The 13,425-nt window shown below is 71.8% G+C and carries 14 protein-coding genes; 6 read left to right on the top strand and 8 right to left on the bottom strand.

Going from position 1 to position 13,425, the window contains the following annotated elements:
* Positions 1 to 152: 152 nt before the first annotated feature.
* A complete protein-coding gene (locus ACIGWZ_RS02285; protein ID WP_400060776.1) occupies positions 153 to 1,556 on the bottom strand; it encodes a protein kinase in 1,404 nt (467 codons plus the stop codon).
* A gap of 15 nt (positions 1,557 to 1,571) precedes the next feature.
* Between ACIGWZ_RS02285 and ACIGWZ_RS02280 the strand changes: the two genes are divergently transcribed.
* On the top strand, positions 1,572 to 1,784 hold the full coding sequence (locus ACIGWZ_RS02280) for a hypothetical protein (RefSeq protein ID WP_400059898.1): 213 nt from the start codon (positions 1,572 to 1,574) through the stop codon (positions 1,782 to 1,784).
* Positions 1,785 to 2,006: 222 nt separating this feature from the next.
* On the opposite strand, the gene ACIGWZ_RS02275 is transcribed toward ACIGWZ_RS02280, so the two are convergent.
* Complete coding sequence (locus ACIGWZ_RS02275; RefSeq protein WP_400059896.1) at positions 2,007 to 2,267, bottom strand: hypothetical protein; 261 nt, start codon at positions 2,265 to 2,267, stop codon at positions 2,007 to 2,009.
* A gap of 546 nt (positions 2,268 to 2,813) precedes the next feature.
* Between ACIGWZ_RS02275 and ACIGWZ_RS02270 the strand changes: the two genes are divergently transcribed.
* Positions 2,814 to 3,278, top strand: coding sequence for an ATP-binding protein (locus ACIGWZ_RS02270; RefSeq protein WP_400059895.1), 465 nt, complete (start codon positions 2,814 to 2,816; stop codon positions 3,276 to 3,278).
* 49 nt (positions 3,279 to 3,327) lie between these two features.
* Here the strand turns inward: ACIGWZ_RS02270 and ACIGWZ_RS02265 are convergent, their stop codons facing one another.
* From ACIGWZ_RS02265 to ACIGWZ_RS02255, 3 genes are all read right to left on the bottom strand, one after another.
* Complete coding sequence (locus ACIGWZ_RS02265) at positions 3,328 to 4,890, bottom strand: SDR family oxidoreductase (protein WP_400059893.1); 1,563 nt, start codon at positions 4,888 to 4,890, stop codon at positions 3,328 to 3,330.
* Between the two features lie 238 nt (positions 4,891 to 5,128).
* The gene (locus tag ACIGWZ_RS02260; protein WP_400059891.1) at positions 5,129 to 6,637 is read right to left on the bottom strand and encodes an APC family permease; all 1,509 of its coding nucleotides are present in this window, start codon (positions 6,635 to 6,637) and stop codon (positions 5,129 to 5,131) included.
* Positions 6,638 to 6,833: 196 nt separating this feature from the next.
* Complete coding sequence (locus ACIGWZ_RS02255; protein WP_400059889.1) at positions 6,834 to 7,460, bottom strand: YigZ family protein; 627 nt, start codon at positions 7,458 to 7,460, stop codon at positions 6,834 to 6,836.
* Between the two features lie 246 nt (positions 7,461 to 7,706).
* Here ACIGWZ_RS02255 and ACIGWZ_RS02250 point away from each other — a divergent pair, with 246 nt between their 5' ends.
* Entirely contained in the window at positions 7,707 to 8,489 is a 783-nt protein-coding gene (locus ACIGWZ_RS02250; protein WP_400059887.1) for a type VII secretion system-associated protein, read from the top strand.
* Between the two features lie 174 nt (positions 8,490 to 8,663).
* Positions 8,664 to 9,071, top strand: coding sequence for a CoA-binding protein (locus ACIGWZ_RS02245; RefSeq protein WP_400059885.1), 408 nt, complete (start codon positions 8,664 to 8,666; stop codon positions 9,069 to 9,071).
* Between the two features lie 18 nt (positions 9,072 to 9,089).
* On the opposite strand, the gene ACIGWZ_RS02240 is transcribed toward ACIGWZ_RS02245, so the two are convergent.
* On the bottom strand, positions 9,090 to 10,355 hold the full coding sequence (locus ACIGWZ_RS02240; protein WP_400059884.1) for an MFS transporter: 1,266 nt from the start codon (positions 10,353 to 10,355) through the stop codon (positions 9,090 to 9,092).
* A gap of 118 nt (positions 10,356 to 10,473) precedes the next feature.
* Between ACIGWZ_RS02240 and ACIGWZ_RS02235 the strand changes: the two genes are divergently transcribed.
* Positions 10,474 to 11,403, top strand: coding sequence for a LysR family transcriptional regulator (locus tag ACIGWZ_RS02235; RefSeq protein WP_400059882.1), 930 nt, complete (start codon positions 10,474 to 10,476; stop codon positions 11,401 to 11,403).
* A gap of 199 nt (positions 11,404 to 11,602) precedes the next feature.
* Complete coding sequence (locus ACIGWZ_RS02230) at positions 11,603 to 12,112, top strand: GNAT family N-acetyltransferase (RefSeq protein WP_400059880.1); 510 nt, start codon at positions 11,603 to 11,605, stop codon at positions 12,110 to 12,112.
* 30 nt (positions 12,113 to 12,142) lie between these two features.
* On the opposite strand, the gene ACIGWZ_RS02225 is transcribed toward ACIGWZ_RS02230, so the two are convergent.
* Positions 12,143 to 12,700 carry a YbaK/EbsC family protein gene (locus ACIGWZ_RS02225; protein WP_400059878.1) on the bottom strand — a complete coding sequence of 186 codons (558 nt, stop codon included), beginning with the start codon at positions 12,698 to 12,700 and terminating at the stop codon, positions 12,143 to 12,145.
* Positions 12,701 to 12,754: 54 nt separating this feature from the next.
* Entirely contained in the window at positions 12,755 to 13,327 is a 573-nt protein-coding gene (locus ACIGWZ_RS02220; RefSeq protein WP_400059877.1) for a helix-turn-helix domain-containing protein, read from the bottom strand.
* Positions 13,328 to 13,425 lie beyond the last annotated feature (98 nt).

Here is a 13,425-nt window from a genome sequence, read left to right as displayed (position 1 = left end):
GTTCCCCTTCAGATGCCGTTGCCGAGGCCGTTGACGCGGTTCCCGTACTCGCGGCGGGCCTTGTGCTGGCCGGGATCGCCGGGACGCCCTGGGCGCCGTAGAGGGGCCGGCAGCGAGCAAGGAGCTGTTGGTCGGTGCCCCGTACGTATGCGTTACGCGCCGGGCTTGCGGACGAACTCCCACTTCCGCGCCGCATCGCCCATGGACAGGATGCCGGAGCCGGCGAGGGTGTACCCACGGGCGCCGGTGGGAGCCATGCCGCAGCGATCCGCCGATCCGCGCCGGTAGACCGGCCTGGAGATGAGACCGGTGTCGTTCACGAACACCAGGACCTCTTTCCAAGCGCAGCGCTTCTGAGGGGAGTTGTCCCAGCCCCGGACGAAAAAATTCCCGGTCTTCGCCTGCTCGATGGTGACCTGGGCCGTCGGGTCCTTCCCGTCGCCCTTGGGCACCCACTGCCCCACGTACTTCTCGGGCACGGGCGCCTCGCCGGCCCTGGCCTTGAAAAGGACGGCCTTGTACTGGCCGTTGTCGGTGGCGAAGTTGAGGTTGCCGTCCTTACGGGTCTTCAGGGTGTACGACGGCAGGAACGTGCACGTGCCGCCGCTGAAGGCGTTCTCGCTACGGGCGTCCCCCAGGGAAACCGAGCCCTTGGACGCCTTCTTCGGTTCCTTGTTCACCACGCAGAGCGACGTGCCGGTCAGGAAGAAGGACCTGGCGACCGTGCGGTGCTGCTCGTCCTTCTTGAACTCGACACGTACGCGCGTGTCGCTCAACGGCACGCCCTCCCACGCCCCGAGGAAATTCTTCGGCACGGCAACCGCCGCCGGGGTGGGCTCCTCGCTGCCGCCCGCACCACCGTTCGTACCGCCGCTTCCACCGGGGTCCGCGCCGTTGCCGTCCCAGGAATGCGCCGCGATCGACACGCCGACCGCGAGAACCAGCACTCCGACGACAGCGCCGAGGAATCGGGCCCGTTTGAACCGTGACCGCGCGGGCGGGGCACTCGGCTGCGTCGGGCGGCCGCCGGACGTCGAGGTGCCCACCCAATCAACCGCCGACACGTCGGGCTGCACCTCCCGATACGCCTCCACCGGAATGTCCGGCTGCATGTCCGCCCGCGCATCCGGTGCAGCCTCCACCGGCACGTCCGGCTGCGTATCCACAGGCACAACCGACGTACGTCCCTGTGGATCCAGATCCAGCAACCACGCCGCATGCCGTCCCAGTTGCTCAAGCACCTCTCCCGGCAGCCACGGCCGCACCTGCCCGGCGGCGGTGCGGGCCACAAGCTCCGTAGGCGTGGGCCGTTCCTCGGGCGCCTTCTCCAGGCACTGGCGTACGAGCCCGAGCACGTCCTCCGGCACGCCCTCCAGGTCCGGCTCCTCCTCGGCCACCCGGAACAACTGCGCGTGCAGCCCGATGGCGTGGCTGCCGAACGGGGGCCGCCCGGTCGCCGCGTACGCGAGGACGGCGCCGAGGCTGAACACGTCGCTCTGCGGGCCGACTTCGAGCCCCCGCGCCTGCTCGGGCGACATGAAGCCGGGCGAGCCGATCTCCTCTCACTGTGCGTGCTCGTCGCGGCCCTGGCCGTCCTCGTCCCACAACTTGCCGAACAGCTCACCAAGTCCGCGGGCATCGCCCGGCACACCGGGACCTTCACCTCGCCCCTCGACGTGCCGAAGTGCGGCAACATCGCGATCGGCGTCGCCACCTTGGCGGCCAGCACAGAACGGGCACTGCGACTGCGCCACAGCCACCTGTTGGACGGCGCAGCGGACTGATCCGCCCAACCACTATTCAGCGAAATTCAGCGACGCGGGGCGCTAGCTCGCGAGCACGATCCCTCCTTCTTGAGGAGCGCGAAGCGAGTGGTCGTGAATTCCTCGGAAAGACAGAGGGCGCCTCCTCCTCAATGAGGAGGTCAGGCTCAATGAGGAGGTCAGGCTTGTCGACGAGGGCCGTTGCCCGGGTCCGCCATTTCCGCGGCCCAGCGGCCCGGATGATCAGTAGTAGAGAACGACGACGTATGCGGAGGGGCCGTAGCCGACTCCGTAGCCGTTGCCATAGAAATCGGGAGGGCCGTAGCCGTCGTAGCAGTACCCGCCGCGACCCCAGTCGTCGCAGCCCGAGGGGTAGAAATGGGAAGGTGCGGCTGCCGGTCGGGCGGTGGGAGCCGCGCTGGCGGCGCCGGCCCCGACCAGCACGAGGAAAGGCACCGCGCACAGTGCCGCGGAAATGCGGTGGATCCTGGTTTTCGTGCGCATGATCGTCCCCTCTCGGGGGAGGTGCGTTGCCGAAACTTCGGCGTGTCAATGTGGAGTTCTCCTGGCCTCACCGCCGTGCGCCGGGAACGCACGAGCCCTGGCACACCGGGCGGGGGCGACTTCGCGGGACTCCGACCTGCTTCGCTGAGATCGCTGAGATCGCTCAGATCGTTGCAACCTCAATGAGACATCAAATTGAGCGTAGGCGCGGCGCCTCGAGAAGGTCAATGATCTGCCTGCCTCACCGGCTCGGCCCGTTCGGCGACCTGGGCGGGCACCACTGCACCGAACCGCAGGTGGCCGTAGGGGGTCCGCCCACGTCAGCGGGTCCGGTGGCGGTGCGGGAGATCCGGGAGGTCCGGCCGGAAATGCGGTCCGATGCCCCGCTCATCCATCCGCGCGGAATAACGGAACGTGACCGGGGTAGATGGCCGCTGCGACCGGGACGGACGGAGCGCGGCAGGTCAGCGCCCGCGGCCGGGCGCCGGCCCGGCAGTGATCGTGAGAAGGGATTGACGCTTCGTGAACACCATGGCGGCGAACCTGATGAGCAGCACCGCGGCCCTTCGCCCGGACCCGTCACCGCGGGCGCATGCGGTGACATTGGAGAGCTGCCCGCAGGCGGCGGCCACCGCACGCGACGTCGCCACGCGGTTTCTGGCGGGTCTGCGGCCCCCGGTGTGCGAGGAGGCCGCCGACACCGTGGTGCTCGTCGTCTCCGAGCTGGTCACCAACTCCGTGCGGCATGCGGGCGACGCCTCGTGTTCCCTGCGGCTGGCGGTCTGCGGGGACACGGTGGCGGTGTCCGTGTCGGACGCCAGTCCCGTCCCGCCGGTGGGACGCCGACCCGACGTCGATGGGGACGGGGGCGGATTCGGCTGGCCGATGGTCCGCCGGCTGGCGGTCGCCACCTCCGTGTGTGTCACACCGTCCGGCAAGACCGTGCATGCGCTCATGCCCTGCCGTGCCCTGGGCAGGCAGGAGCGGTCGGCCCGCCCGGGGACGGGGTGAGGCGGGTCCCGGCGCGCGGGGTGCGGCGGCGCCGGAGGACCGGGGTGGTTCATCGGGGCGTCGGTCCGTCCTTGCCGCGGGCCCGCTGGCGGCGGGCCCGGCCGCCGGGCCGGGTGGCGGTGGCTGCGGTGGCGGCCTGCGCGATGTTGCGGGCCATGCCGCGGAAGACGAAGGCGTGGAACGGTGAAACGCTCCACCAGTACAGGTGGCCGAGCAGTCCGTGCGGATGGAACAGCGCCCGCTGCCGGTAGCGGGCACCGCCCGACGCACCGTGCTCGACCCGCATCTCCAGCCAGGCCGGCCCCGGCAGCCGCATCTCGGCGCGCAGCCGCAGCAGGCGGCCGGGTTCGATCTCCTCGACGCGCCAGAAGTCCAGCGAGTCCCCGACCCGCAGCCGTTCCGCGTCGCGCCGGCCGCGGCGCAGCCCGACGCCGCCGACCAGCCGGTCGAGCCACCCGCGCACCGCCCAGGCCAGCGGGAAGGAGTACCAGCCGTTGTCACCGCCGATGGCTTCGATGACCCGCCACAGCGCATCCGGCGAGGCGTCGACGGCGAGTTCGCGGCGATCGGTGTAGAGGCTGCCGCCGGCCCACTCGGGGTCGGTGGGCAGCGGGTCGCTCGGCGCGCCGGGCACGGCCGCGGAGGACCAGCGGGTGGTCACCTTCGCCTCCCGCACCCGTTGCAGGGCCAACGCCAGCGCGCTGGGGAACGGGATCGGGCGCCCCGGCCCATCGGGGACGTACCGCGCGATGTCGTGTTCCTGGCAGACGACCTCATGCCGCAGCGATTCGGTCAGCGGCCGGGCGATGCCCGGCGGTACGGGCGTCACCAGGCCGACCCAGTAGCTGGACAGCCGCGGCGTGAGCACCGGCACCGGCAGGATCAGCCGTCGCGGCAGTCCGGAGAGCGCCGCGTACTGCCGCATCATGTCCAGATACGTGACGACGTCGGGGCCGCCGATGTCGAAGGCGCGGCTGACCTCGTCCGGCATCCGGGCGGCACCGACGAGGTAGCGCAGCACATCGCGGACGGCGATCGGCTGGATCCTGGTCCGTACCCAGCTCGGGGTGACCATGACCGGCAGCCGCTCGGTGAGATAGCGCAGCATCTCGAAGGACGCCGAACCGGAGCCGATGATCACCGCCGCGCGCAGTGCCGTGGTCGGCACGCCCGAAGCGAGGAGAATGCGCCCCACCTCCGCGCGCGAGCGCAAATGCGGCGACAGCTCCCGCTCCGGTACGCCCGAGGGGGTCAGGCCGCCCAGATAGACGAGGCGGCGCACGCCTGCCGCGCGGGCCTGCGCACCGAAGATCCGGGCCGCCGTGCGGTCGGTCTCCTCGAAGCCGGAGCCGGTGCCGAGGGCATGCACCAGGTAGTACGCGACGTCGATGCCCGCCATCGCCGCACCCACCGACGCGGCGTCGCCGACATCGCCGCGCACCACCTCCACGCGGCCGGCCCACGGGTGGTCACGCAGCTTCTCGGGAGAGCGGGCCAGGCACCGCACCCGGTACCCGGCGTCCAGCAGCTCCGGCACCAGCCGCCCGCCGATGTAGCCGGTGGCCCCGGTCACCAGGCACCGGTCCCCCGGTTCCACGCCGTTCGTCGCCATTCCGCGCCTCCGCCGGGCTCAGGCGGTACGCACGCTCGCTCGTGCCGTCCGCCGCGTCCCCGTACAGCTGCCGCTGCCTTCCTGCTTCTGACTTCCTCCCCCTGTTTCCCTCCCTCTGCCTCCTCCTTCTACATTCTCCGGGCGGCCGCTTCCCCGTACTGGCGCGTACGGTGCGGCGCGGCGTCGGAATGCCGCCGGGCCGGCCGAGGGACGTCGGCCTGTGCCGGTCCCCCGGCGGCTACTGCACCGGCTCGATGCCCGGATCAGCCCGCTCCGCATCCCCTGCGCTCTTCCCGTTCTCCGCGTGCGCCGCCTGCTCCGCCTGCTCCGCCAGATACTCCTCGCTGATCCGCTTCGGGCCGAACGGCCATTCCTTCTCGTAGCGCGCCCACAGCACGAAGGCCACAATGCCCGCCGCGACCCACGCCAGCGACCAGGCAATGGGGTGCCGACCGGGCGCGTTCCGGTCCGCATAGCCGTAGATCACCAGCCAGCCGACCAGCGCCACGATGCTCGGCAGCGGGTAGAGCCACATGCGGTACGGGCGGCGCAGCGTCGGCTGCCGGCGCCGCAGCACGGTGACCGCGGCGACCTGGGCCAGCGCCTGCACGATCACCATGACGGTGGTCAGCAGCTGGATGATGGTGGCCAGGTCGGTGTGCCGGCCCAGGAGGAAGCCCGCGGCCATGAGGAGCCCCATGGTCAGCAGTCCCAGTACCGGGAAGCGGTGGCGCGGGTGGAGGGTGCCGTACGGGCGGAAGAAGACCCGGTCGCGGGCGGCGTCGTAGGGGATACGGGAGCCGCCGAGCAGTCCGGCGAGGACGGAGGCGACGGCGGTGACGAGGATGAGCACCGTGACGGCTTCGGCGGGGCCCTTGCCCCAGGCGGCTTCCAGGACGGCGGAGGCGACGGACGAGGAGGCCGGGTTGTGCGGGTCGAGCATGTCCTTCCAGTGGATGACGCCGAGGGTGCCGATCTGCAGGAGCAGATAGATCGTCATGATGCCGAGGATGGAGCAGATGATGGCCCGCGGGATGGTCCGCCCGGGCTCTTTGATCTCCGCGCCCATGTAGGCGATGGTGTTGTAGCCGAGGTAGTCGTAGATGCCGATGGTCAGGCCCGCCGCGAAGCCGATCCAGAAGTGACTCGACGTCAGCTCGAAGGCCTGCGCGGGATAGGTGAAGGCGCGTTCCGGGCTGAAGTGGGTGAAGGCCGCGGTGATGACGAGGACGACAGAGGCGATCATCACCGTCCACAGCACGACGGTGAGCTTGGCGATGCTCTCCACCCGCCGCCACAGCAGGACGACGATCCCCACGGTGACGACGAGGCCGACGGCATCGCCCTGGCCCTGGCTCATGTCCGGCCAGAGGTAACCCAGGTACTGCACAAAGCCGATGACCCCGGTGGACATACCGAGCGGGACGAAGAGCATGGCCGTCCAGACGAACAGAAACGGCATCAGCTTTCCGGTGCGGTACTGGAACGCCTGCCGCAGATAGACATAGCTGCCGCCCGCGCCCGGCAGGGAGGCGCCCAGTTCGGCCCAGATCAGCCCGTCGGCGAGTGCCAGGACCGCGCCGGCGAGGAATCCGATGACGGCCTGCGGCCCGCCGAACGCCGCCACCATCAAGGGGATGGTCACGAAGGGACCGATGCCGCACATCTGGCTCATGTTGAGGGCGGTGGCCTGGAACAGTCCGATGCGGCGGACGAATCCCACGCGCTCGTTGAGGAGTTCAGGCATGGGGCTGCCCCTTCTCGTGCCGGCCGTGCTGCCGGATCGCGGCTGTGCTCGCCGCGCCACAGGCTGGCACGATCGGGGCCCGCGCGCACCGGTCGGGGCAGGAATTTCCGGTGCCTGCTCCGCCGTGCCGTCATGGCGCCCCCGGCGCCTGCATGCAGCACCCCGCCGTCACGGCATTCCCGTCACGACGTGCCCGTCACAGCTCCCCGTACGCCTCGCCGCCGACCTCCAGCACCGCCGTCCCGGCCGTCGCGTCGGCCAGCCACGCGCGAAAGCCGTCCAGGTCGGCCTCCGGCAGCCCGACCTCGATGCGCACATCGGCCCCGTACGTGACCTCCCGCACCGCGCGCCCCGTCGTCCGCAGGTCGTTCTCCACCCGGCCGGCCCGCTGATGGTCGACGCTGACGGTGACCAGCCGGAAGCGCTGCCGGGTGACCGTGCCCAGCGTGTCCAGCGCCTCGCCGACGACGCCCCCGTAGGCGCGGATCAGGCCGCCGGCGCCGAGCTTGACGCCGCCGAAGTACCGCGTGACGACGGCGACCACATAGCGCATCTCACGCCGCACCAGCATCTGGAGCATCGGCACGCCCGCCGTGCCGCCCGGCTCGCCGTCGTCGCTCGCCTTCTGGACGTTGCCGTCGGCGCCGAGGACATACGCCCAGCAGTTGTGCCGTGCCCCCGGGTGCTCCTTGCGGATACGCGCGATGAAGTCCTGGGCCTCGGTCTCGCTCGCCACGGGTGCGAGCGCGCAGAGGAAGCGGGACTTGTTGATCTCGATCTCATGGACACCCTCGCGGGCGAGCGTCCGGTACTGCTCCTGCATCCGACCAGCCTATGCGGCCCCTGTGACACGCGGACACCGGCCGGTCCCGGTGCCCCTCGCCGCGCTGCGGCGTCCGCCGTACGGGCGCAGGGCGCACGGCCAGGCGGCGTACCCGGGCCCTCCGCACGGTGCGTCGCGAAGACGTCCGCGCCGCCCGTGGGCAGGGTGAGCCAGGGCGAAGGCCTTGGCGTTTGCGGGGCCCGCTCGTGCACTCAGGAACGGATCGGCGGGTTGGCGGAGGGCTTCATGGACGAAAGCACACAGTCGGCGATGACGGCGGGCGTTCCCGTGACGGGCGAGGACATGCCCGAGCCGCCGCCGGAGGTCATCGAGGCGGCACGCAGCGCCCCCGACCACTGGCTGGCCATGGTCGATCTGACCTGGCAGGGCGAGGGGGCGCCACCGCTGTGGGCACTGATCGGGCAGTGGCGGTCCGGCCCGACCGGCGAGATCGAGGAGTGGCGGGACAACCCCGAGTACCGGCCGTCGCCGCAGGCGCTGGACTGGGCGGAGCCGGCCGACGCCGTCGACGGCGCGGTACAGCTCGCCGCCACCGGCTACGGCCCGGCCGAGGACGTCCATGCGACGCTGGCCCGTGCGGAGGTCTCGGTCCTGGTCACCGCGACCGGTACGCCGCTGGCCGCGGCCTCGCCGGAGGGCACTCCGGTGATCCCCGTCTACACCTCCCCCGGCTATCTCGAGCCGGTGGGACGGCTGCTGTACGACCGGCGGCCGGTGGCCGAGCTCGTCGAGCAGCTGCCGCCGGGGCATGCGCTGTACCTGAACCCGACCGGGCCGGTGAGCATGCTGGTGGAGACCGAGCCGCTGCGGGCGGCGATCGCGGCGGCCGGGACCGGGGCCACACAGCAGGCGGACGAGGCGCGCGAGCCGGTCGCGGGTGCGCTGCGCCCGGGTACGGCGGCCGCCGGGATCGAGCCGGTGGCCGGCGGCGCGGCGATCGGCAAGCCGGCCCGAACCACGGCCGGCAGCACGGTCGTCGGTGCCGGGGTGATCGGCGGCGCCGGCTGACCCCACCCAAGAACTCGCCCCGCCCGCCTTCCCCTTCGGGCGGGGCGACTGCGTGGTGCACGCATGCGGGCCGTGCCCGTCGGCCGGTGCCGGCGAGTGCGGCCCCGGGGCGGGAATGAGCGCGGCCGACCAGCTGTTGTGGCGCAGAAGGGCCATGGACTTCAGGAGGCGGCCGTGTACGACGACCCGGAAACGATGCGCAGGATCCTTACCCAGCTCGGGGACACCTGGGCCGTGGTGGGGCTGTCCTCGAACCGGCAGCGCGCCGCGTACGGCGTCGCGGAGGTGCTGCGGCGCTACGGCAAGCGGATCGTCCCCGTACATCCGAAAGCGGAGACCGTGCACGGGGAGGTGGGCTATCCGTCCCTCGACGCCGTCCCGTTCAAGATCGACGTCGTCGACACGTTCGTCAACAGCGACCTCGCCGGATCCGTCGCCGACGAAGCGGTTGCCATCGGCGCCGACGCCGTCTGGTTCCAGCTCGGCGTCATCGACGAGGCCGCCTACGCCCGCACCCGTGCCGCCGGCCTCGCCATGGTCATGGACCGCTGCCCCGCCATCGAAATCCCGCGACTGGGCTGACCCCTCCCCCCTCCGCCTTCAGGGGGCCGCGGGGAGTTGCGGTGTGTCATGGGTGGCTGCGGCGCCGTTCTCGCTGTGCGGGGGCGCGTCACGGTGCCGGGGAAGCAGGAGCGGGGTGGTCAGAACGACGAGGCCGGCGATCGCGATCGCGGTGCGGGGGCCGGTGAGGCCGGCCAGCAGCCCCCACAGCGCGGTCAGGGCCGCGGTGGCGAGCTTGCTGGTGACCGACCACGCGGACAGGGTGCGGGCGACCCGGTCGGCGTCGGTCCGTTCGAGCCGGTAGGTGGCGGAGACCGGGGCGAACACGGCACAGCATGTGATCAGGCCCAGCTCGACGGCCATCACGAGTACCAGGCCGGCGGTCCCGGGGCGGATGAAGGCCAGCCCGAGCAGCCAGCACGCACGCAGCGTCCCCGCGGTCAGCAGGATCCTGTGCTGCCCGAACCGCGCGACCAGTCGGCGGGCCAGCCGCGAGCCGACCAGGCCGCCGAGGCTCGGCACGGCGAAGGCGAGGCCGTACTGCCAGGGCGTGAACCCGAGGTGGCCGACCATCAGGACGGCGAGCAGCGGCGCCACCGCGATGATCAGGGCGTTGAACAGGACCGTGTGGAAGAACAACGGGCGCAGCGCCGGGTGGGCCAGGATGTATCGCCAGCCCTCGAGCAGGCTTCCGGCCGGTGCCGGCCCCGTTGGCACAGGAGGTGTCTCCTTGCCGCCGATGGCGCGGATCCCGACGGCCGACAGCAGGAAGCTGACCGCGTTCGCCACCACGGTCATCACCGGGCCGAGCACCCCGATCGCGGCCCCGCCGAGCGGCGGCCCGAGCACGGTCGCGGTCCAGGACGTCGCCTCGAACCGTGCGTTGGCCACGAGCAGGTCGTCCCGCGGGACGAGCGCCTTGAGAAACGCCCCGCTCGCCGCGGTGAAGCCGATGTCGGCCGCCGAGACGACGATCGACACAACCAGAAGTTGTACGAAGGTGAGCGCTCCCAGTGCGAAGGCGGCCGGGACCGTCAGCAGCGCCGCGCACCGGACCAGGTCCATCGCGATCATCACCGGTCGCTTGCGGCGGAACTCCACCCACGGCCCGAGCGGCACCGCCACCACCGCCCCCACCGCCAGCCCTGCGGCCGCCAGGGCCGCCACCTCCGTCGCCCCGGCATGCAGGACGATCACCGCGATCAACGGGAACGCGTCGAAGGCGAGCCAGGTGCCGAGCACGCTCACCGCGTACGCCGCCCACAGCCACCCGAACTGCCGCCCCAGCGGCCGTCTGGCCCACATGCCCGTCTCCCTGCCACGCCCCGATGCCGACCGGCGCCATCAAAGCGGGTGCCGAGGCGGCGGAGCAAACAACCGACCCGCCCGGCAAAGTACAACCGGACGTTGTAGAACTGTGGTCGTGGATCTCGACGCAGTGCGCACCTTCGTGGCCGTCGCGGACGCCGGACAGTTCCGGGAGGCCGCCCTCACCCTGTCGATCAGCCAGCAGGCCGTCTCCAAACGCATCGCCGCGCTGGAGAAGGACCTCGGTGTGCGGCTGTTCACCCGCACCGCGCGCGGCGCCCGGCCGACCATCGACGGGCAGGCGTTCCTGCCCCACGCCCGCGACCTCCTGCGGGCCGAAGAGCGGGCGGCCGCCTCCGTGCGGCCCGGCACGCGCGCGCTGCGCGTCGACGTGATCGGCCGGCGGCTCGCGCCGGCCGGTCTGCTGCGCGGCTTCCACCGTGCGCATCCCGACACCGCACTCGATGTCGTGACCCTCTTCGACGCCGACGCGGCCATCGCCGCCGTCCGGTCCGGCACGATCGACGCGTCGTTCCGCGCCCTCACCTTTCCCGCGCGGCAGCTCCCCGAAGGCATCGAGGCCGCCCGGGTCCGCGACGAGCCCCTCCAGCTCCTGACCGGACCGGCCCACGAGTTCGCCGCCGCCCGCGCGGTCACGCCGGCCCAGCTCGTCGGGCACCGGATCTGGATGCCCGGCCTCGTCGCCGGTACCGAGTGGGCCGCCTACTACGACGATCTCGCCGCCGCGTTCGGGCTCACCATCGAGGCGACCGGCCCCGACTTCGGCACCGAGCCGCTCCTCGACACGATCGCCGAGTCCTCGGTGCTGGCGACCTTCGTCGGCGAGCAGACCCGTCTCGTCTGGCCCGCCGACGACGACTTGCGGCGCATTGCCGTGCACGACCCGACACCGGTCTACCCGCACTCGCTGATCTGGCGCAGGGACAACCCGCACCCCGCGCTCGGCACACTCCGCGACTACCTCGGCTCGCCGGGGCCCGACCGCCGGGACGCCCCCACGTGGACCCCGAAATGGGCGCAATGATCAATCGGTGATCGACGAGTGGTCCATGAGTGGTCCATGAGTGGTCGATCCTCGTCGGGCCCTTCGGAGCACCGCACGGCGGATCCCCCGCACCGCCGTGCGGGCCGGGGCGGCACCTGCCGGGACACGGTGCCGGACCGCTGTCCGGCCCTTGAGATATCCCGTTTCGGCCGCGTCCCGGGTGCGTTAGCGTCCGCGCATGATCGCGACCCGTGCCGCCGTCCCCGAAGACGCCGCCGAGCTCGTCCGGCTGCGTCGGCTGATGTTCCTGGCCATGAACGGGCGTGATGAGCCCGGGAGTTGGGAGCGGGAGGCGGAGGCGATGGCGCGTCGGCAGCTGGCCGCTCCGGAGGCACCGCTGGTCGCGTTCGTGGTGGACGGCGAGCCGGCCGGGGCGCCGCATCTGGCGGCCTGCGCGGTCGGGCGGATCGAGGAGCGGCTGCCCGCGCCGGGGCATCCTTCGGGGCGCTTCGGGTTCGTTTTCAGTGTCTGTACGGACCCCCGCTATCGCGGACGCGGCTATGCGCGGGCCACCACGGAGGCGCTGCTGGGCCGCCTCGCCGAGCGGGGCGTCACCCGCGTCGATCTGCATGCCACGGACGAGGCCGAGCCGCTGTACCGGAGCCTGGGCTTCACCGAGCACTCCACGCCGCTGTCGCTGAATCTGCGGTCGCGCGCACGGACCGGGCGGGCGGAGCGGGCCGAATAGCGGTCGCGGGGCCGGGGAGCGGGGCCGGAGTCATCCGACGCCCAGCCCGTCCAGGACCGTGGCGCCGGGCAGTTCGGCGAGCGCCTTGCCGGGCACGATGAGCTTGCCGCGGCGGCCGCCGCTGCCGATGAGCGCGTACGGGATATCCGCGACGGCGGCGTCCACCAGCACCGGCCAGTCGGCGGGCAGGCCGATCGGGGTGATGCCGCCGTACTCCATCCCGCTCTCGCCGACGGCGGTGTCCATCGGCGCGAACGAGGCCTTGCGGGCGCCCAGTTGGCGGCGGACCGTGCCGTTGACGTCGACCCGGGTGTGCGAGAGGACCAGACACGCGGCGAGGGTGACCTCGCCGCCGCGCTTGCCCGCCACCACGACGCAGTTCGCCGACTGCTCCAGCAGCCAGGCGCCGTAGTGCTCGACGAGGAGGTCGGTGTCAGCGATGGCCGGATCGGTGTCCACGTAGCGGAGCTCCTGCACGGGTACGGATCCGCTCCAGTCCCGGATCGCCGCTGCCACCGGCTCCACCAGCAGGTCCAGGCACTCGGCGGCGGGGCGGACATCGTCGAAGGCATCCATCGGCACGCGCATGACCGCCAAGCTAACAGGTGCGAACCCTCCGGGACGGCCCGTCTCAGGGGGCGGTCAGCGCCCGAGCGGGATGATCACCGACATGGTCATTTCGACCGGATCCGAGCCGTCGTTGCGGTATTCGTGCGCCACCTTGGCCTCGAAGGTCGCCGAGGCGCCGGCGGCCACCTCGTACTCCTCGCCGTCCACGACGAGCGTCAGCGTGCCGGACCGGACGTGCATCAGCTCGACGGTGCCCGGGGGATGCGGATCCGAGGTGCTGCGGTCGCCGGGCATCAGCCGCCAGTCCCACATCTCGAAGGGGCCGGGCGCCTCGGCTCCCACCAGGAGCATGGTGGAGCTGCCGGCTTCGGTGGACCACAGCCGCACGGCCTCGCCTCGCGCCACGATCCGTACCTGCGGGCCCTGTTCGTAGTCCAGGAGCGTGGTGATGCTGACGCCGAGCGCGTCGGCGATCTTGACGGTGGTGCCCACGCTCGGGTTCGTACGGGCCTGCTCGATCTGGATGATCATGCCGCGGCTGACCCCGGCCCGCGCCGCCAAGGCGTCGAGGGTGTAGCCGCGTTCGGTGCGCCAGTGCTTGAGGTTGCGGGCGAGCGACTGGGTGAGCTGATCGAGGTCCGTCACGGTCCGTCCAGGTCGAAGTCCATCGAGGTTCAATATATTCAATTTTGCAGTTCAGTTTAATGAACTACTCTGTGCTGCACTTCAGCGTTCACGTCACT

Source organism: Streptomyces sp. NPDC053427 (assembly GCF_044544985.1).
Lineage (GTDB): Bacteria > Actinomycetota > Actinomycetes > Streptomycetales > Streptomycetaceae > Streptomyces.
Note: the sequence above shows the minus strand (reverse complement) of the source record. Positions and strands in the feature narration are given on the sequence as shown.